Here is a 20629-nt window from a genome sequence, read left to right as displayed (position 1 = left end):
AGAGGTGCAATGAGATGAAACAAAGTCAATCGTTTATTCCAACGCTACGCGAAGTTCCAGCAGATGCAGAAGTGAAAAGCCACCAGCTTTTGCTGCGGGCGGGGTTTATACGCCAAAGCTCAAGCGGAGTATATACCTTTTTGCCGCTTGGCCGGCGCGTGCTGCAAAAGGTAGAAGCGATTATTCGCAAGGAAATGAACCGGGCGGGGGCAATTGAATTATTGATGCCTGCTCTTCAACAGGCTGAGCTTTGGCAGGAGTCAGGCCGCTGGTATTCTTATGGGCCGGAGCTGATGCGGCTAAAAGATCGACATGAACGGGATTTTGCGCTTGGACCAACTCATGAGGAAGTGATTACAGCGCTGGTGCGCGATGAAGTAAAAACATATAAGAAACTTCCTTTAACACTCTATCAAATTCAAACCAAATTCCGCGATGAGAAGCGCCCACGATTTGGTTTGCTGCGCGGTCGCGAGTTCATTATGAAGGATGCTTATTCTTTCCACACTTCTAAAGAAAGCTTGGATGAAGTATACAACAAAATGTATGAAGCTTATTCGAATATTTTCCGGCGCTGCGGCTTAAATTTCCGCGCGGTAATTGCTGATTCAGGAGCGATTGGCGGAAAAGATACGCATGAGTTTATGGTGTTGTCTGATATTGGGGAAGACACAATAGCTTATTCAGATGCTTCGGATTTTGCTGCCAATATTGAAATGGCACCAGTTGTTGCTACGTACGAAAAAAGCACAGAACCGCTGAAAGAATTGACAAAAGTGCATACTCCAGAGCAAAAAACAATTGAAGAAGTAGCAGCATTTTTGCAGGTAGCTCCGGAAAAATGCATTAAATCCTTGCTTTTCAAAGTCGATGAAAAATATGTGCTTGTGCTTGTTCGAGGCGACCATGAGGCCAATGATGTCAAAGTGAAAAATCTGCTGGAAGCCTCTGTAGTAGAGCTGGCCTCTCCTGAGGAAACAAAGGCGGTAATGAATTGTCCAATCGGATCGCTCGGACCGATTGCTGTAGATGCATCAGTCACAGTCATTGCCGATTATGCGGTTGAGGCGATTGTCAACGGTATATGCGGCGCAAATGAAGACGGCTATCATTATACAGGAGTGAATCCTGGCCGCGATTTTACTGTTTCACAATACGCCGACTTGCGCTTTATTCAAGAAGGAGATCCTTCCCCAGATGGAAAAGGAACGATCCGATTTGCCCAGGGAATTGAAGTTGGCCATGTTTTTAAATTAGGGACTCGTTATAGTGAAGCAATGAACGCTACTTACCTTGATGAGAATGGACGTACGCAAACGATGCTCATGGGCTGCTATGGCATTGGTGTTTCCCGCTTGCTTTCAGCTATTGCTGAGCAATTTGGCGATGAAAACGGTCTTGTTTGGCCAGCCTCTGTTGCTCCGTTCCACATTCATTTAATCCCGGTCAACTTGAAAAACGAGGAGCAGCGTCAGCTTGCAGATGAGTGGTACGAAAAATTGGGACAGGTCGGTTTTGAGGTGCTTTATGATGATCGCCAAGAGCGACCAGGCGTGAAATTTGCCGATAGTGATTTGATCGGCATTCCTGTTCGTGTGACTGTCGGTAAGCGTGCAGGTGAAGGAGTCGTGGAAGTGAAGGTCCGCCAAACAGGAGAATCAATGGAAGTGCCTGTTACGGAATTAATTGAAACAATGAAACGTCTTTTACAATAAGGATTGTAGTTGTAGAATGTTGGGGCTGATTCCTGTCGGTAGGGCAGCCCTTCTGCTATTCACTTTCATTGAACAAGAGAGGAGAAACGATCGGCGTCATGTTAACGAACGAACAAAAAGAACGGTTTCAAGTATTATTGCAGCAACTTGACTTGACGGCTGACGAGATGGTTCCCTATTTTTCGGGGGCAGGGATTCAAAAGCTTGTTGTAGAAAAAGGAAACAAGTGCTGGCATTTTTATTTCTTGCTGCCGAAAATTTTGCCCCACCAAGTTTATCAGCTATTCAGCGCAAAACTCGTTCAGACATTTCAACATATTGCCCATGTTAAACATACGATTCAAACGCTAGACTCTCAGTTTGCTCCTGAAGATGTTCAAGGATATTGGTCCACTTGCTTAGAGCAGTTGCAAGGCATCTCTTCGCCGCTTCTTGCTTTACTGCACGAGCAGCTTCCGTCTGTGACTGGAAACAAATTATATGTTACAGCTCACAATGATGCAGAAGCGATTGCATTGAAGCGCCGATTTGCTGCTAAAATCGCAGAAGTATATCAATCGTTTGGTTTTCCGTTTTTGCAGCTCGAGACGGACATCAAGCAATCGGAAAGCGAGTATGAGCAATTTTTGGCGCAAAAGCAGCAGGAAGATGAGGCAAGAGCCTTAGCGGCATTAACAGAAATGACAGCTAAGAAAGAAGCACCGGCTGAGACGGCTCCTGAAAGCTCTGGACCGCTTGTGCTTGGTTACTCCATCAAGGAGGAAGAGGTACGCACCCTTGACAGCATTACGGAAGAAGAACGTCGTGTTGTGGTGCAGGGATATATATTTGATGCGGAAGTAAAGGAGCTAAAAAGCGGCCGTTCCTTGTTGACATTTAAAATGACGGACTATACCAACTCTATTCTTGTTAAAATGTTTTCGCGAGATAAAGAAGATGCTAGTGTAATGGGAAAAGTGAAAAAAGGAATGTGGGTCAAAGTAAGGGGCAGTGTACAAAACGATACGTTTGTACGCGATCTCGTATTATTGGCCAATGATGTCAATGAGATAAAGCCAAATGAACGGAAAGACACAGCCAACGAGGGAGAAAAGCGGGTTGAACTCCATCTTCATACACCGATGAGCCAAATGGATGCCGTCACATCTGTATCGAAACTGATTGAGCAAGCGAAAAAGTGGGGACATCCTGCGATTGCCGTCACTGATCATGCGGTTGTTCAGTCGTTTCCAGAAGCTTATAGCGCTGCGAAAAAGCACGGAATGAAAGTGCTGTACGGGGTGGAGGCCAACATTGTCGATGATGGAGTGCCGATTGCCTATAATGAAGCGCATCGGCCGCTATTGGAGGATACGTTTGTTGTATTTGACGTCGAAACGACAGGACTGTCGGCCGTTTATAATACCATTATTGAGCTGGCAGCTGTAAAGGTGAGAGATGGAGAAATTATTGACCGTTTTACTTCATTTGCGAACCCTCACCATCCACTATCTGTAACAACGATTGAACTGACCGGCATTACAGATGATATGGTAAAGGACGCTCCTGATGCGGGAGAGGTGCTGCGCCAGTTTCATGAATGGATGGGAGACAGCGTCCTTGTTGCGCACAACGCGAGTTTTGATATTGGTTTTTTAAATGTTGGATTGAGCAAAATTGGATTGCAAAAGGTAACCAATCCGGTTATTGACACACTGGAGCTGGCCCGCTTTTTATATCCGGAGCTAAAAAATCACCGTTTAAACACACTTTGTAAAAAATTCGATATCGAATTGACACAGCATCACCGTGCCATTTACGACGCTGAAGCGACGGGTCATTTGCTGATGAAAATGCTGAAGGATGCCCGTAACAAAGGCATTGTTTATCATGATGAGCTGAATTTGCATTCAAAACAGGAAACTTCTTATCAGCGGTCGCGCCCATTTCATGTTACGCTCTTGGCGCAAAATGATGTGGGATTAAAAAACTTATTTAAGCTTGTTTCGCTGGCGCATATCCAGTATTTTTATCGTGTTCCTCGCATTCCGCGTTCGGTTTTGCAGAAGTATCGCGAAGGTATTTTAGTAGGATCTGGCTGCGACAAAGGCGAAGTGTTTGACAATATGATCCAAAAAGCTCCAGAGGAAGTCGAGGAAATCGCAAAATTCTATGATTTTCTTGAGGTTCACCCGCCAGAGGTCTATAAACCTTTGATCGAAATGGATTATGTCAAAGATGAGGCGATGCTTCGAGAGGTCATTAGCAAAGTGGTCGCGTTAGGGGAGAAGCTGAACATACCGGTTGTGGCTACAGGAAATGTCCATTACTTGAATCCGGAAGATAAAATTTACCGCAAAATATTAATTCACTCGCAAGCTGGGGCGAATCCGCTTAATCGTCACGAATTGCCGGACGTATATTTTCGAACGACGAACGAAATGCTCGAGTGCTTTTCGTTTTTAGGAGAAGAGAAAGCCAAAGAGATCGTCGTAACCAATACACAAAAAATCGCCGACTCTGTTGAAGAAGTAAAGCCGATTAAGGACCAGCTTTATACGCCGCGGATTGAGGGAGCAGAGGAAGAAATTCGTGAAATGAGCTATCGCCGGGCGAAAGACATATATGGAGATCCACTGCCGGAGATTGTCGAGCAGCGGCTGGAAAAAGAATTAAAAAGTATTATTGGCCATGGCTTTGCGGTTATTTATTTAATTTCTCATAAGCTTGTAAAAAAATCTCTAGATGACGGCTACCTTGTTGGCTCACGCGGGTCAGTCGGCTCATCGTTTGTAGCGACGATGACAGAAATTACAGAAGTGAATCCGCTCCCGCCTCATTATGTTTGTCCAAGCTGCAAGCACTCAGAGTTTTTTAATGACGGTTCCGTTGGATCCGGATTTGATTTGCCGGATAAAGACTGTCCGAAATGTGGAGCGAAGTACAAAAAGGACGGACATGACATCCCGTTTGAAACATTCCTTGGATTTAAAGGGGATAAAGTTCCGGACATCGATTTGAATTTTTCCGGTGAGTATCAGCCGCGCGCCCACAACTATACAAAAGTGCTGTTTGGAGAGGATAATGTATATCGCGCGGGAACGATTGGTACGGTGGCAGATAAAACAGCTTACGGATTTGTCAAAGGATATGCAAGCGATCGTAATTTAACGCTAAGGGGCGCTGAGGTGGATCGGCTTGCTGCGGGATGCACAGGGGTGAAGCGTACAACAGGACAGCATCCGGGCGGAATTATCGTTGTTCCTGACTATATGGATATTTATGACTTTACTCCGATACAGTATCCGGCTGATGATACAAGCTCGGAGTGGCGGACTACACATTTTGACTTTCACTCTATCCATGATAACTTATTAAAACTCGATATTCTCGGGCACGATGATCCGACCGTGATTCGGATGCTTCAAGATTTAAGCGGCATTGATCCCAAAACGATTCCAACGGACGATCCGGAAGTCATGAAAATTTTTAGCGGAACAGAATCGCTTGGAGTGACACCGGAGCAAATTATGTGCAACGTCGGAACATTAGGCATTCCGGAATTCGGCACCCGTTTTGTACGGCAAATGCTTGAGGAGACGAAACCAAAAACATTCTCTGAGCTCGTTCAAATATCGGGGCTGTCTCATGGGACAGATGTTTGGCTTGGTAATGCGCAAGAATTGATTCATAATGGCATCTGTACGCTATCAGAAGTGATTGGCTGCCGTGATGACATTATGGTTTATTTGATTTATCGAGGGCTGGAGCCGTCGCTAGCGTTCAAAATTATGGAATCCGTCCGCAAAGGAAAAGGATTAACGCCAGAATTTGAAGAAGAAATGCGTAAGCACGATGTGCCAGAATGGTATATCGAATCGTGCAAAAAAATCAAATACATGTTTCCGAAGGCGCATGCTGCTGCATACGTGCTAATGGCGGTAAGGATTGCCTATTTTAAAGTCCATCATCCGCTGCTCTATTATGCATCGTATTTTACAGTCCGCGCAGAGGATTTCGATCTTGATGTCATGGTCAAAGGTTCTGCTGCCATTCGCAAGCGTATTGAGGAAATTAATGCGAAAGGTCTCGATGCATCTGCTAAAGAAAAAAGCTTGCTGACTGTACTAGAAATTGCTTTGGAAATGTGTGAGCGCGGTTTTTCATTTCAAAACATTGATCTGTATCGTTCGCAAGCAGCTGAATTTGTCATTGATGGAAACTCGCTAGTCCCGCCATTTAATACGATCCCAGGTCTTGGTACCAACGTGGCCTTGAGTATTGTGCGAGCTCGGGAAGAGGGCGAATTTCTCTCAAAAGAAGATTTACAGCAACGCGGAAAAGTATCGAAAACGATTCTTGAATATTTAGAGAGCCGCGGCTGTCTCGACTCTTTGCCTGACCATAACCAACTTTCCTTATTCTAGTCATCGGTTGCAAAACATTTTCCAATATGTTATAGTTTTAGGGGAAATGGCAAAGATAAGAGGTAAGAAAAGAGTGGGGAAACCCACTCTTTCGTATTGATTATAGCTTCCTGTCGATAAAGCGAATGGCGTTCTTAGGACGGCAAGTGAAGGATTTTTCGGTTTAGGAGGGACAAAATGAGCAAAAAAGTTACAGAAGTGGTGGGAGAATTAGTAACACCAATTCTTAACGACATGAACCTCGAATTAGTGGATATTGAGTACGTAAAAGAGGGGAAAAATTGGTTTTTGCGTGTGTTTATTGATTCAGAACAGGGAATTGATATTGAACAATGCGGGATCGTTAGTGAGAAACTGAGCGAAAAACTAGACGAGGTTGACCCGATTCCATACAATTATTTCCTGGAAGTGTCATCTCCGGGAGCGGAACGTCCGTTAAAAAAAACCGCTGATTTTGCGAAGGCTGTCGGAAAAAATGTCTATATAAAAACATATGAACCGATTGAAGGAGAAAAGGAATTCGAAGGCGAACTTACTGCTTTTGATGGCGAGACAGCCACCATAACGGTGAAACAAAAGACGCGGACAAAAACGATCGATATCCCGTATGAAAAAATTGCCAACGCAAGGCTTGCCGTCATCTTTTTCTAATGTGCAGCTAAATGTAAAGGGGGATTTTCGTTTCATGAATACGCAACTATTGGATGCTTTGGCGGCTCTTGTAAAAGAAAAAGGCATTAGCCAAGAAGTGTTAGTCGAAGCGATTGAAGCGGCGATTATTTCCGCATATAAGCGCAACTTCGGACAGGCGCAAAATGTGCGCGTCGATTTTAATATGGATACAGGATCTATTCGAGTGTTTGCACGCAAAGAGGTCGTAGAGGAAGTATATGATTCTCGTTTAGAAATTTCCATCGATGAAGCGCGAAGCATTAACCCGAACTACCAAGTTGGAGATATTGTCGAAATAGAAGTGACGCCAAAGGATTTTGGCCGCATCGCTGCCCAAACAGCGAAGCAAGTCGTAACGCAGCGGGTACGCGAAGCAGAGCGCGGAGTGATCTATTCCGAGTTTATGGATCGTGAAGAAGATATTATGACTGGAATTGTTCAGCGTGTGGATCCTCGCTTTGCTTATGTGAGCTTAGGGAAGGTTGAAGCATTGCTTCCAGCAAGCGAGCAAATGCCAAATGAAACTTACCGTCCTCACGACCGTTTAAAGGTATATATTACAAAAGTTGAAAAAACAACAAAAGGGCCGCAAATTTTTGTATCTCGCACACACCCGGGCCTTCTTAAGCGCTTGTTTGAGCTTGAAGTGCCAGAAATTTATGACGGAACGGTTGAGATCAAATCAATCGCTAGAGAAGCGGGGGACCGTTCTAAAATTTCCGTGCATTCTGATCAGCCAGAAGTCGATCCTGTTGGAGCATGCGTGGGACCAAAAGGACAGCGTGTCCAAGCGGTAGTCGACGAGCTTAAAGGTGAAAAAATTGATATTGTCCGCTGGTCTGAAGATCCAGTAGAATTTGTGGCTAATGCGTTAAGCCCAGCCAAAGTGCTTAGTGTCATCGTCAATGAAGAAGAACGGGCAACAACTGTTATTGTCCCTGATTATCAGCTGTCTTTGGCAATCGGCAAGCGTGGGCAAAACGCTCGTTTAGCCGCTAAATTGACGAATTGGAAAATCGACATTAAAAGCGAATCAGAAGCAGAGCAGTTAGGGATCGCATATGTTCCGAACCGTTCGCTTGATTCTTTTGACACACCGTTAAATAATGAAGATGAGCATGACCAAACATTCGATTTACCAAAAGAAGAAATCGAGTGAGAGGTGAGCAAATATGGCGGTTCAAAAAAAAATTCCGATGCGCAAATGTATTGTGACTGGAGAAATGAAGCCAAAAAAACAAATGATTCGCATTGTCCGCTCAAAGGAAGGGGACGTTTCCATTGACCCGACCGGCAAAAAAGCGGGACGGGGAGCCTATATCACGTTGGAAAAGGAATGCATTTTGCTTGCGAAAAAGAAAAATGTTTTAGCCCATCATTTGAAAGCAGAAATTGCGGAGTCTTTGTATGATGAGCTGCTTGAACTAGCAGAAAGGGAGAATGAAGCAAAGAATGGGCAATAAACAATGGACATCATTGCTTGGATTAGCAAACCGAGCTCGTAAAATTGTTTCTGGCGAAGAGCTGGTTGTCAAAGAGATTCGTAGCGGAAGAGCAAAACTTGTCATTTTATCAGAAGATGCTGCCGCTAATACAAGAAAAAAAATTCAAGACAAATGCACATCATATGAGGTTCCTTTATGCCAAGCGACTGATCGCTATGAGCTTGGAAGGGCGATTGGCAAGGACGCTCGTGTAGTCGTCGCCGTCATCGACGAAGGGTTTGCAAAAAAGTTAATGACGATGTTCGACGTATCATTGTGGGGGTGAATCTATGTCTAAAATGCGTGTATATGAGTACGCAAAACAAAATAACGTTTCTAGCAAAGACATCATTCATAAATTGAAAGAAATGAATATTGAAGTTTCCAATCATATGGCTACACTGGAGCCAGAAGTGGTTGAAAAATTGAACCATACGTATAAGAAAAATGAAGAAAAACAAAAAAACGCGGCAAAAGAAACGCAAAATGTAGCGGTGAAGCCAAAAGGGATCATTCGCGATTTTGATGACGAAGAAGCCGTGGCAAAGAAAGTGCCAATTAAAAAGGCAGTCGTGAAAAACAAAGAAAGCAAAAAGCATGATTTACAAAGCCAGCAACAGGAGAAAAAGGTGTTTACACATAAAAAAAATAAAAAACAAAAAAGCTATGAAGCTCCTCAACAAGAGGTGCAAAAGAAAAAAGAAAAAGAGCTTCCGCAAAAAATTACATTTGAAGGTTCTTTAACCGTTGCTGAATTAGCGAAAAAGCTAGGAAGAGAGCCGTCAGAAATCATTAAAAAGCTGTTTATGCTTGGAATTATGGCAACTATTAACCAAGACCTAGATAAAGATGCGATCGAATTAATTTGTTCCGATTACGGTGTAGAAGTTGAAGAGAAAATTGTGATTGACGAAACGGATTTTGAATCATTGGAAATTGTCGACGATCCAGCTGATCTAGTAGAACGTCCGCCGGTCGTGACGATTATGGGGCACGTTGACCATGGAAAAACGACGCTTCTTGATTCGATTCGCAACTCAAAAGTAACAGAGCAGGAAGCGGGCGGCATTACGCAGCATATCGGAGCATACCAAGTGCTCGTCAATAATAAAAAGATTACGTTTCTAGATACTCCTGGCCACGAAGCCTTTACGACGATGCGCGCACGGGGAGCGCAAGTGACAGACATCGTTATTCTTGTCGTAGCTGCAGACGATGGCGTGATGCCGCAAACGGTCGAAGCGATTAACCACGCGAAAGCGGCAAACGTGCCAATCATCGTAGCGGTTAATAAAGTCGACAAGCCGACGGCTAATCCAGATCGCGTCATGCAGGAGCTGGTGGAATACAATCTTGTGCCGGAAGAATGGGGCGGCGATACAATTTATTGTAAGCTGTCTGCTTTAACTGGCGAAGGAATCGATAATTTATTGGAAATGATTTTGCTTGTTAGCGAAATGGAGGAGCTAAAAGCAAATCCAAAACGCCGGGCGATCGGAACAGTGGTTGAGGCTAAGCTTGATAAAGGAAGAGGTCCTGTTGCCACGTTGCTCGTGCAAACAGGTACGCTGCATATTGGCGATCCGATTGTGGTCGGAAACACATATGGACGTGTACGGGCGATGACCAATGATGTCGGCCGCCGTGTAAAGGAGGCAGGTCCTTCCACTCCAGTGGAGATTACAGGATTAAATGAAGTGCCGCAAGCGGGCGATCGCTTTATGGTATTTGAAGATGAGAAAAAAGCGCGACAAGTGGGAGAAGCAAGGGCGCAAAAACAATTACTTGAACAACGAAGCTCTAAAACCCGCGTCAGCTTAGATGATTTGTTTGAGAAAATCAAGCAAGGAGAAATGAAAGAGCTCAATATCATTGTAAAAGCAGATGTTCAAGGATCTGTTGAAGCGTTAGTGGCTGCGTTGCAAAAAATTGACATCGAAGGCGTTCGCGTGAAAATCATTCATTCAGGCGTTGGGGCCGTTACGGAATATGATATTATGCTTGCTTCGGCGTCCAATGCTATCGTGATTGGCTTTAACGTTCGTCCTGATGCAAATGCAAAACGGGTAGCGGAATCGGAAAAAGTGGATATTCGCTTGCACCGCATTATTTACAAAGTAATCGAAGAGATTGAAGCAGCGATGAAAGGAATGCTTGATCCGGAATATGAAGAAAAAGTCATCGGTCAAGCGGAAGTTCGTCAAACGTTCAAAGTATCAAAAGTGGGGACGATTGCAGGATGTTATGTCACGGACGGCAAAATCACGCGCGATAGCAGCGTTCGTCTCATTCGTCAAGGCGTTGTCGTATACGAAGGGCAAATTGATACGCTTAAGCGCTTCAAAGATGATGTGAAAGAAGTTGCACAAGGATATGAGTGCGGGGTTACCATTAAAAACTTCAACGACATAAAAGAAGGCGATGTTATCGAAGCCTATGTGATGCAGGAAGTCGAACGGAAATGATTGGTTACCTCCAATGCGAGTGCGTCATTTACGATGCCCAATCACTAAAAGAAAAAAGAGCCGTGTTGCAACGAATAATCACACGGCTCAAGCAAAAGTATAATATATCAGTAGCCGAAATCGATTACCAAGATTTATGGCAGCGAACGAAGCTTGGGATTGTAGCGATTACAGCTGACCGATCCGCAACTGAAAGAGAGCTTCGTTTCGCGCTGCAATTGATCGATTCATTTCCGGAAATTGAACGGACGGTTACAACATTTGATTGGCTTTAGTCGAGGTGATAAAAATGAGTTTGCGGGCTACGCGTATTGGTGAACAAATGAAAAAAGAGTTGAGCGATATTATCGGTCGCAAACTTAAAGATCCGCGCATCGGTTTTGTAACCGTAACAGATGTGCGCGTGACGGGCGATTTACAGCAGGCTAAGGTATATATTAGCGTGCTTGGCGATGAAGAGCAGCGCCAAAATACGCTAAAAGGGCTAGCGAAAGCAAAGGGCTTTATTCGCTCGGAAATCGGCCAGCGCATTCGTTTGCGGAAAACACCGGAAATTTATTTTGAAATTGACGAATCAATCGATTATGGCAACCGCATTGAATCGTTAATTCGGGAAATTTCTCAAGAAAATAACGATGAGAAATAATGGATAGACGCGCGGTCTATCCATTTTCATTATGTGCAAAAAAGAGGTGGCAAAAATGGACGGGGTGCTTTTATTACATAAACCAGCGGGAATGACATCACACGATTGTGTTTTTCGGATTCGCCGACTTTTGCAGGTTAAAAAGGTAGGACATACAGGTACGCTAGATCCGGATGTGTCTGGCGTGCTGCCTATTTGCATCGGCAAAGCAACAAGAATTGCCGAATTTTTGACTGCGGATCAAAAAACATATGAGGGAGAAGTTACGTTAGGGACAGCGACGACAACAGAGGATGCTTCTGGTGAAATCATAGCTGTCAAAAAAGTGGATCGTCTGATTCGTCGTCCGGAAATTGAAGATGTTTTTCAACAGCTGACAGGAACGATTGAGCAAACGCCGCCCATGTATTCCGCTGTGAAGGTAAACGGGAAAAAATTGTACGAATATGCGCGGGCGGGAATGGAAGTGGAGCGGCCGACACGCATTATCACCATTCACGAACTTGTCTTATTGGACGAAAAAGATACATTTTCCGGAGATGCGGTTTCGTTTCGTTTCCGTGTCACATGCAGCAAAGGAACGTATGTCCGTACGCTGGCCGTAATGATCGGGGAACGGCTCGGATATCCGGCTCACATGTCCCATTTAGTGCGGGTTGCTTCCGGACCATTTTTATTAGAACAATGTGTGACATTTGCGGAAATTGAAAAGCAACTAGCCGCTGGACGTATCGATAAACTGCTGTTGCCTATCGAAAAAGCGCTTTTTCATTTGCCGAAATATCAAATTAATGATAAAGTAGCAGAGAAAGTAAAAAACGGTGCGGTTTTACCGCTTCCCGACAGGCTGCAATCGATAGATGAGCCAGTGCTTATGGTAGACGAGCAAAATCAAGCGCTCGCCCTTTACTGCAAGCATCCGGCTAAACCGCAAATGATTAAACCGCTCAAAGTGTTTCACTGAGCAAGAGAGCGAAAGGCAGAAGGTGAAGAACAAGCATGGAAACACGATTCATCACATATCCCCATTATCAAAAAAGAGAAGATTTTCCGCCAACGGTGATGGCTTTAGGTTATTTTGATGGTGTTCATCTTGGGCACCAAGAGGTCATTCGAACGGCTGTTCATTTAGCGGCGGAAAACGGATATAAAAGTGCTGTGATGACGTTCCATCCGCATCCCTCCATCGTGCTAGGAAAAAAAGAGCAGCACGTACAGCTGATTACTCCCTTGAAGGAAAAAGAACGGCAAATGGCCCGTCTAGGTGTAGATTATTTATACATCGTAGAATTTACACCTTCATTTGCTGAACTGCTTCCACAGCAATTTGTTGACGAGTACATTATTGATTTTCACGTGAAACATGTCGTAGCAGGCTTCGATTTTACGTATGGACGGCTGGGAAAAGGGACGATGGAGACGATCCCTTTTCATTCTCGGGAGCAATTTGCCCATACAGTGATTCCAAAGCTAACCCGAAACGGGGAAAAGATTAGCTCCACCTATATTCGCCGCCTTTTAAAAGACGGAGAAGTTCAGCAGCTTCCTGAACTGCTTGGCCGTTTTTATACGATCGAAGGAACGGTGATTGATGGCGAAAAGCGGGGAAGAACGATTGGTTTTCCAACCGCAAACATTGAACCGGAAGATGATTATCTTTTGCCGGCGCTAGGGGTTTATGCGGTGAAAGTGAGGATAGGAAACGAAACATTTGCAGGGGTTTGCAATGTAGGATACAAACCAACGTTCCATCGTGACCGCCAAGGAAGGCCTAGCATCGAAGTCCACATTTTTCATTTTTCCAGAGAGATTTATGGAGAAACAGTCACCATTGAGTGGCATAAGCGGCTGCGGAGTGAGCAAAAATTTGCAAGTGTGGAACAATTAGTAGAACAAATCGAACGAGATAAGGAAAGAGCGGAAGATTATTTTCGAAAAATCAAGGAAAATACTTGCATTTTACCGCGAAAAGATGTATTCTAATAAAGGTATGTAAAATAACCATTGCTTGGCAGAGCGTATCACCGGCGCTTGCTAGGTAATTGGGGTTTCATAATGAGGAGGTGAACAAGGATGGCATTAACGCAAGAGCGCAAAAATGAAATTATTACCCAGTACAAAATTCATGAAACAGACACTGGTTCTCCAGAGGTACAAATTGCTATCCTTACTGAGCAAATCAACAACTTGAATGAACATTTACGCGTTCATAAAAAAGACCATCATTCACGTCGCGGACTGTTGAAAATGGTCGGTAAGCGCCGTAACCTGCTTACGTATTTACGTAATAAAGATGTTACGCGTTATCGTGAACTAATTAACAAACTTGGATTACGTCGATAAGGAAAAAGCGGGAGCATTCCCGCTTTTTTGCTAGTTATATAAAGGTTGTTGATAACGGGATAGTTATTCGTTCATACTATTAAAGAGGAATCATTTATTTTGATTTGTACATAGAGAGGAGTACTCATCTGTATGGAGCAAGAAAAACACGTATTTTCCATAGATTGGGCGGGACGGCCGCTTGTCGTGGAAATAGGTCAATTAGCAAAACAAGCAAACGGTGCTGTGCTTGTTCGTTACGGTGATACCGTCGTATTAAGCACAGCGACCGCATCGAAAGAAGCAAAAAGTGTAGACTTCTTTCCGTTAACCGTGAATTATGAAGAACGCCTCTACGCAGTCGGAAAAATTCCGGGAGGATTTATTAAGCGTGAAGGTCGCCCAAGCGAAAAAGCGATTTTGGCAAGCAGGCTGATCGATCGTCCGATTCGCCCGTTATTTGCGGAAGGGTTTCGTAACGAAGTGCAAATTGTCTCAATGGTGATGAGCGTTGATCAAGACTGCTCTCCAGAAATGGCTGCCATGTTTGGATCTTCGCTGGCGTTGATGGTTTCGGATATTCCGTTTGAAGGACCGATTGCCGGCGTCACGGTTGGTCGTGTCGATGGAAACTTTGTAATTAATCCGTCTGTTGAACAAACAGAAAAAAGTGACATTCACCTTGTTGTGGCTGGAACAAAAGATGCGATTAACATGGTTGAAGCGGGAGCTGACGAGGTTCCGGAAGAAGTGATGCTGGAAGCGATCATGTTCGGCCATGAAGAAATTAAACGGCTGATTGCTTTTCAAGAAGAGATTACGGCACAAATCGGCAAAGAAAAAATGGAAGTTGCCTTATATGAGCTAGATTCCCAGCTGGAGGCCGATATCCGCGCGCTTGCCGAGGCGGAAATTAAACGGGCTGTTCAGGTTCCGGAAAAACTTGCCCGCGAAGCAGCAATTGATGAAGTAAAGGCGGGAGTAATTGCCAAATATGAAGAGCAAGAGGCCGATGAAGAAACATTAAAACAAGCCAATGAAATTTTACATAAGCTTGTTAAAGAAGAAGTACGCCGTCTCATTACAGAAGAAAAAATTCGTCCGGATGGCCGGAAAATTGATGAAATTCGCCCGCTTTCTTCAGCAGTAGGGCTCTTGCCTCGCACGCATGGTTCGGGACTGTTTACGCGTGGACAAACACAGGCGTTAAGTGTTTGCACTTTAGGCGCGCTTGGCGATGTGCAAATTTTAGACGGGCTCGGCATTGAAGAGACCAAACGATTTATGCATCACTATAATTTTCCGCCATTTTCTGTCGGGGAAACGGGAGCGATACGCAGTCCGGGGCGCCGTGAAATCGGACATGGAGCTTTAGGAGAACGGGCGTTAGAGCCAGTGATCCCGTCTGAAAAAGAGTTTCCATATACGATTCGCCTTGTTTCAGAGGTCTTGGAATCGAACGGTTCTACCTCTCAAGCCAGTATTTGTGCTAGCACATTGGCAATGATGGATGCAGGGGTACCGATTAAAGCGCCAGTGGCAGGTATTGCGATGGGACTTGTCAAAAGCGGCGATCATTATACCATTTTAACAGATATCCAAGGTATGGAAGACCATCTTGGCGATATGGACTTCAAAGTGGCGGGAACGGAAAAAGGTGTAACCGCTCTGCAAATGGATATTAAAATTAAAGGATTATCGCGTGAAATTTTAGAAGAAGCCTTACAACAGGCGAAAAAAGGCCGCATGGACATTTTAAAACATATGATGCAAACCATCAGCGAGCCAAGAAAAGAGCTTTCTAAATATGCACCAAAAATTTTAACCATGCAGATCAATCCTGATAAAATCCGCGATGTCATTGGACCAAGCGGCAAGCAAATTAATAAAATTATCGAAGAAACAGGAGTTAAGATCGATATTGAACAAGACGGAACCATCTTTATTTCTTCAGTGAACGAAGAAATGAATCAGAAAGCGAAGAAAATTATTGAGGATATCGTGCGCGAAGTAGAAGTGGGACAAATTTATTTAGGAAAAGTGAAACGCATTGAAAAATTTGGTGCATTCGTCGAATTATTTAGCGGCAAAGACGGTCTTGTCCATATTTCTGAGCTGGCTGAGGAACGCGTTGGCAAAGTAGAAGATGTCGTCTCCATCGGCGATGAAGTTTTAGTGAAGGTTACAGAAATCGATAAGCAAGGCAGGGTCAACTTGTCGAGAAAAGCGGTATTACGTGAACAAAAGGAGAAGCAGAATCAATAAGGGAGCCTCAGGACCAGCCTCAGGCTTCTTTGTTGTTTATAATCAGTTCTATCTTGTCCTCTCTCGACATATTTGTAATAAAAAAAGAGGGGGGGATGAGCGATTGATAAGCGCTACGTAGTTTGGCTGATAGCTGCTTTTTTATTTGCGTGGGGCATTGCCAGCCAGCCGTCTGTCAATCAATATATGAATTCGTTAAAAGCAGGTAGCACAGAAGTAGCAAAAATGCGGGATAAGCTTTATATGGAAATTCAAACGAAGGCAAAGCGGTATGAAATCCCTCCGCAAGATGCTGTAATTGATCGAGTCTGGAAGGCGATTCCTGGGTATAATGGGTTAAAAGTGAATGTGGAAGCTTCTTATCAGAACATGAAAAAGGATGGTACTTTCGACAAACGCAAGCTTGTATACGAACAAATTTCTCCTAAGGTACACTTAAAGGATTTACCGCCTGAAGCTATTTATCGCGGCCATCCAGAAAAACCGATGGTTACCTTCTTGGTGAATGTCGCATGGGGAAATGAATATATCCCTAAAATGCTGGGGGTTTTGAAAAAATATAACGTTCAGGCGACCTTTTTTCTTGAAGGGCGTTGGGTAAAAAATTATCCGGATATGGCAAAAATGATTGCAGATGCGGGTCAGGAGATCGGCAATCATTCGTATAGCCATCCTGATTTAAAAACTATGAGCAATGAGGCGATTCGCCGAGAGCTGAAAAAAACAAACGAGGTTATAGAAGCAACGACAGGGGTAAAATGCAAATGGTTTGCTCCTCCAAGCGGAAGTTATCGAGATGATGTCGTAAAAATTGCCCACGATTTAAAGATGGGAACCATTATGTGGAGTGTTGATACAATTGATTGGCAAAAACCATCGCCATCTGTTATAGTGGAACGGGTAACATCTAAACTTCATCCTGGCGCCATCATTTTAATGCATCCAACATTATCAACAGCAGAGGCCTTAGAACCGCTCATTAAAGCCATTAAACAAAAATATGAAATTGGTAACGTATCAATGCTGCTAGATGAAAAAAGAATTGTACAAAAATAGGAGGAACGCTGATTTGATTAACAAGTACACATGCCAAAATGGGGTACGTATTGTACTAGAACAAATTCCAACAGTGCGTTCAGTTGCGATTGGCATATGGATTGGAACGGGCTCTCGCAATGAATGTGAACAAAGCAATGGGATTTCCCATTTTTTAGAACATATGTTTTTTAAAGGGACCAAAACGCACACAGCGCGGGAAATTGCTGAAGCGTTTGACAGCATTGGGGGACAGGTCAACGCATTTACTTCAAAAGAGTATACGTGCTATTACGCAAAGGTCTTAGATGAGCATGCTCAGTTTGCCCTTGATATGCTTGCTGATATGTTTTTCCATTCCACTTTTGTCGACGAAGAGCTGCAAAAAGAGCGGAATGTCGTGCTTGAGGAAATTAAAATGTATGAAGACACGCCAGATGATATAGTACATGATTTATTAAGCAAAGCATGCTATGCTTCTCATCCGCTTGGCTATCCGATTTTAGGAACGGAACAAGCCTTGCGCGCATTTACAGGCGATTCCTTGCGCAAGTACATGGCCGATTACTATACTCCTGACAGAATCGTTATTTCTGTAGCAGGAAATGTGAAAGAGAGCTTTATCCAAGAAATCGAAGCATATTTCGGTACGTTTACAGCGAAGCAGCGCACTGAACGTCCACTTGTGCCGACGTTCCATCCGCAGAAATTAGCTCGCCAAAAGGAGACGGAGCAGGCTCACTTATGCATCGGGTTTAATGGCTTGCCAATTGGCCATTCTGATATTTATAGCTTAATTATTCTTAATAATATTTTAGGGGGGAGCATGAGCAGCCGCCTCTTCCAAGAAGTGCGTGAACAGCGCGGCTTGGCCTATTCTGTTTTCTCCTACCACTCTTCCTACGAAGACGGCGGGCTTTTAGCGATTTATGGCGGAACGGGAAGCAGCCAATTAGATGTTCTTTTTGAAACGATTCAAGAGACGGTTCGGAAGCTGAAAGAAGATGGAATTACGGCAAAGGAGTTGCAAAATAGCAAAGAGCAAATGAAAGGAAGCTTAATGCTTAGCTTGGAAAGCACAAACAGCCGAATGAGCCGCAATGGTAAAAACGAACTTCTCCTTGGCCGCCATCGCTCGCTTGATGAAATTATTGAGGAGATTAATCAAGTCAGCGCAGATGATGTTAATGAGATGGCACAGAAAATTTTCAGCGAAGATTATGCAGTGGCGTTAATCAGCCCAAGCGGACAACTGCCAGCGGCGCTGCAAAACTAATAAAAATGCCTGCAACAATCAATTGCAGGCATTTTTTTATGAATGACAACTTACAATGATAAAAAGGCATGAAAAAGGAGTGCATAGGCAATGAGGCTAAGCGAGCTAAGCGGAAAGGAAATTGTCGATGTCAGAAGGGCGGAACGATTAGGGGTGCTTGGGCAGACAGATCTTGAAATTAATGAGCAAACAGGGCACATTCAAGCGTTATTAATTCCAACAGGAAAGTGGTTTGGATTTCGAAAAGAAGGCAATGAGATTCGGGTTCCTTGGAACTATATTAGAAAAATTGGCACAGACATGATTATCATTGATTTTCCCGATGAATCATGATGTGCATGACGATTTATAGAGGTTCGGATAAAAAATCGGCATCAATAAAAAACGAAAATAGTTCAATCAATGAGAAGAAACACCACTATATATAAATGATTCATGATTTAGGCATAAGATTTATTTGCCAATGATAGAAATCCACTAGCCTCAAGAGCAAGGGCCTTTTTTGACGGCTGAAAACAAGTCCGTAACTTGTATTAGTCATGTTACATCATGATCGTGCACTGGCCGTCATCGCGGACTCTTTACCTGCTCATTTGCGAGGAATTGTTGACACAACCAATGGAATTGATTATAAGCTACACTGGATTACGCTGTTAAATGGAAAATGACGAAAAGGAGCAGGGCGAATTCTCGCCATGCTCCTTTATTATTTGCTCTATTCACCTATTTTTATCTTTTACATAAGATGTGAAAGAGGCATTGTCAATCAATATGAGTTTTTATAAAGAAGGTGAAAATGCATGATGCTGACAGGGATGCACGTAGCTGTCATTGGCGGAGATGCGAGGCAGCTAGAAGTGATTCGCAAATTAACAGAATTGGATGCAAAATTATCCCTTATTGGCTTTGATCAGCTTGCCCATAGCTTTACTGGTGCTACGAAAACGTCGATTGATGAAATCGATGTTTCTGATTTAGATGCAATCATTTTGCCTGTTCATGGCACAGGTTTAGATGGAAAAGTCAATACCATTTTTTCGAATGAACCGATTTTTATTACAGAGGAGCTTCTCTTACAAACCCCGAAACATTGTACCGTTTATACCGGAATCAGTAATAGCTACTTAGATGAACTGATGGAAGCAACTCAGCGAAAGTATGTGCAGTTGTTTGAGCGGGATGATGTGGCGATTTACAATTCCATTCCCACCGCTGAAGGGACGATTATGATTGTGATTCAGCATACAGATTTTACGATTCACGGTTCACGCGTCGCCGTTTTAGGATTGGGGAGAGTTGGCATGACCGTTGCCCGCACATTCGCTGCATTAGGAGCGAAAGTGAAAGTAGGCGCACGACGAAGCGAGCATCTGGCACGAATAAGTGAAATGGGGTTTGAACCGTTCCAGTTGCAAGATATTGAAAAGGCAGTGCAGGATATCGATATATGCATTAACACGATTCCGACAATGATTGTGACCGCCAGTGTCATATCGAAAATGCCCGCCCATACACTCATTGTCGATTTAGCCTCAAAGCCTGGGGGAACGGATTTTCGTTATGCTGAAAAACGAGGAATTAAGGCGTTATTGGCACCGGGATTGCCAGGTGTAGTCGCCCCGAAAACGGCAGGACAAATTCTGGCGAATGTTTTATCACAGCTATTATTAAATGATTTAACGAAACGAAAGGAGAAAAAATAAATGAGTGTAAAAGGAAAGCGCATCGGCTTTGGTTTAACGGGCTCTCATTGCACATATGATGCTGTCATACCGGAAATTGAAAAACTTGTAAAAGAAGGGGCAGAAGTGTTGCCCATTATTACTTACACGGTGAAAACAACAGATACAAGATTCGGAGAAGGGGAGGAGTGGGTAAAAAAGCTAGAAGAAATAACAGGGAACAAAGTGATTGATACCATTGTTAAAGCGGAGCCACTCGGCCCCAAAATTCCTCTTGATTGTATGGTCATTGCCCCGTTAACAGGCAACTCTATGAGCAAGCTCGCTAATGCATTGACGGATTCTCCCGTGTTGATGGCCGCCAAGGCAACAATGAGGAATCATCGTCCGGTTGTAGTGGGGATTTCAACGAATGATGCCCTAGGATTAAATGGAGTCAATTTAATGCGACTTATGGCAGCCAAAAACATCTATTTTATTCCATTTGGCCAAGATGCACCATATACGAAGCCGAATTCGATGGTGGCTAAAATGTCGCTGTTGCGTGATACAGTGGTTGCTGCACTTGAAGGAAAACAGCTACAGCCAGTGATCATTGAAAAATATCGTGATGCAGATTAATAAATAATCAATAAAAAGAAAATTTATGCATATAAATAAA

At 43.7% G+C, this 20629-nt stretch carries 18 protein-coding genes; all 18 read left to right on the top strand.

The window, feature by feature from the left end:
- Nucleotides 1-14: 14 nt before the first annotated feature.
- The 18 genes from GFC28_RS05800 to GFC28_RS05715 all read left to right on the top strand — a co-directional run bounded on the left by GFC28_RS05800 (nt 15) and on the right by GFC28_RS05715 (nt 20589).
- Nucleotides 15-1715, top strand: coding sequence for a proline--tRNA ligase (locus tag GFC28_RS05800; RefSeq protein WP_044746107.1), 1701 nt, complete (start codon nt 15-17; stop codon nt 1713-1715).
- A 98-nt stretch (nt 1716-1813) separates the two neighbouring features.
- The gene (locus GFC28_RS05795; RefSeq protein ID WP_044746106.1) at nt 1814-6121 is read left to right on the top strand and encodes a PolC-type DNA polymerase III; all 4308 of its coding nucleotides are present in this window, start codon (nt 1814-1816) and stop codon (nt 6119-6121) included.
- A 177-nt stretch (nt 6122-6298) separates the two neighbouring features.
- Nucleotides 6299-6772 carry a ribosome maturation factor RimP gene (rimP, locus tag GFC28_RS05790; protein WP_044746105.1) on the top strand — a complete coding sequence of 158 codons (474 nt, stop codon included), beginning with the start codon at nt 6299-6301 and terminating at the stop codon, nt 6770-6772.
- 34 nt (nt 6773-6806) lie between these two features.
- Nucleotides 6807-7952 carry a transcription termination factor NusA gene (nusA, locus tag GFC28_RS05785; RefSeq protein ID WP_044746104.1) on the top strand — a complete coding sequence of 382 codons (1146 nt, stop codon included), beginning with the start codon at nt 6807-6809 and terminating at the stop codon, nt 7950-7952.
- 13 nt (nt 7953-7965) lie between these two features.
- Nucleotides 7966-8256 carry an RNase P modulator RnpM gene (rnpM, locus tag GFC28_RS05780; protein WP_044746103.1) on the top strand — a complete coding sequence of 97 codons (291 nt, stop codon included), beginning with the start codon at nt 7966-7968 and terminating at the stop codon, nt 8254-8256.
- Nucleotides 8246-8563, top strand: coding sequence for a YlxQ family RNA-binding protein (locus GFC28_RS05775; protein ID WP_044746102.1), 318 nt, complete (start codon nt 8246-8248; stop codon nt 8561-8563). The genes rnpM and GFC28_RS05775 overlap by 11 nt, the downstream gene beginning before the upstream one ends.
- A 4-nt stretch (nt 8564-8567) precedes the next feature.
- Nucleotides 8568-10742 carry a translation initiation factor IF-2 gene (gene infB, locus GFC28_RS05770; protein WP_044746101.1) on the top strand — a complete coding sequence of 725 codons (2175 nt, stop codon included), beginning with the start codon at nt 8568-8570 and terminating at the stop codon, nt 10740-10742.
- On the top strand, nt 10739-11017 hold the full coding sequence (locus GFC28_RS05765; RefSeq protein ID WP_044746100.1) for a DUF503 domain-containing protein: 279 nt from the start codon (nt 10739-10741) through the stop codon (nt 11015-11017). Before infB ends, GFC28_RS05765 begins: the two co-directional genes overlap by 4 nt.
- A gap of 14 nt (nt 11018-11031) precedes the next feature.
- Nucleotides 11032-11388, top strand: coding sequence for a 30S ribosome-binding factor RbfA (rbfA, locus tag GFC28_RS05760; RefSeq protein WP_044746099.1), 357 nt, complete (start codon nt 11032-11034; stop codon nt 11386-11388).
- Nucleotides 11389-11443: 55 nt separating this feature from the next.
- Nucleotides 11444-12352, top strand: coding sequence for a tRNA pseudouridine(55) synthase TruB (gene truB / locus GFC28_RS05755; protein ID WP_044746098.1), 909 nt, complete (start codon nt 11444-11446; stop codon nt 12350-12352).
- 35 nt (nt 12353-12387) lie between these two features.
- The gene (gene ribF, locus GFC28_RS05750; RefSeq protein ID WP_044746097.1) at nt 12388-13371 is read left to right on the top strand and encodes a bifunctional riboflavin kinase/FAD synthetase; all 984 of its coding nucleotides are present in this window, start codon (nt 12388-12390) and stop codon (nt 13369-13371) included.
- 90 nt (nt 13372-13461) lie between these two features.
- Nucleotides 13462-13731 carry a 30S ribosomal protein S15 gene (gene rpsO, locus GFC28_RS05745; protein ID WP_044746096.1) on the top strand — a complete coding sequence of 90 codons (270 nt, stop codon included), beginning with the start codon at nt 13462-13464 and terminating at the stop codon, nt 13729-13731.
- Nucleotides 13732-13863: 132 nt separating this feature from the next.
- Nucleotides 13864-15975, top strand: a complete 2112-nt coding sequence (pnp, locus tag GFC28_RS05740; protein ID WP_044746095.1) for a polyribonucleotide nucleotidyltransferase — start codon at nt 13864-13866, stop codon at nt 15973-15975.
- Nucleotides 15976-16161: 186 nt separating this feature from the next.
- The gene (locus tag GFC28_RS05735; RefSeq protein WP_156487513.1) at nt 16162-17031 is read left to right on the top strand and encodes a polysaccharide deacetylase family protein; all 870 of its coding nucleotides are present in this window, start codon (nt 16162-16164) and stop codon (nt 17029-17031) included.
- 13 nt (nt 17032-17044) lie between these two features.
- On the top strand, nt 17045-18286 hold the full coding sequence (locus tag GFC28_RS05730; RefSeq protein WP_044746093.1) for a M16 family metallopeptidase: 1242 nt from the start codon (nt 17045-17047) through the stop codon (nt 18284-18286).
- A 90-nt stretch (nt 18287-18376) separates the two neighbouring features.
- The gene (locus tag GFC28_RS05725) at nt 18377-18619 is read left to right on the top strand and encodes a YlmC/YmxH family sporulation protein (RefSeq protein WP_044746092.1); all 243 of its coding nucleotides are present in this window, start codon (nt 18377-18379) and stop codon (nt 18617-18619) included.
- Between the two features lie 467 nt (nt 18620-19086).
- Nucleotides 19087-19989, top strand: coding sequence for a dipicolinic acid synthetase subunit A (gene dpaA, locus GFC28_RS05720; protein ID WP_044746091.1), 903 nt, complete (start codon nt 19087-19089; stop codon nt 19987-19989).
- A complete protein-coding gene (locus GFC28_RS05715) occupies nt 19990-20589 on the top strand; it encodes a dipicolinate synthase subunit B (RefSeq protein ID WP_044746090.1) in 600 nt (199 codons plus the stop codon).
- Nucleotides 20590-20629: the final 40 nt, after the last annotated feature.

The sequence above is a fragment of the Anoxybacillus sp. B2M1 genome (genome assembly GCF_001634265.1).
In the GTDB taxonomy this organism is placed as follows: Bacteria; Bacillota; Bacilli; order Bacillales; family Anoxybacillaceae; genus Anoxybacteroides; species Anoxybacteroides rupiense.
This window is presented reverse-complemented; position numbering and strand designations above follow the sequence as displayed.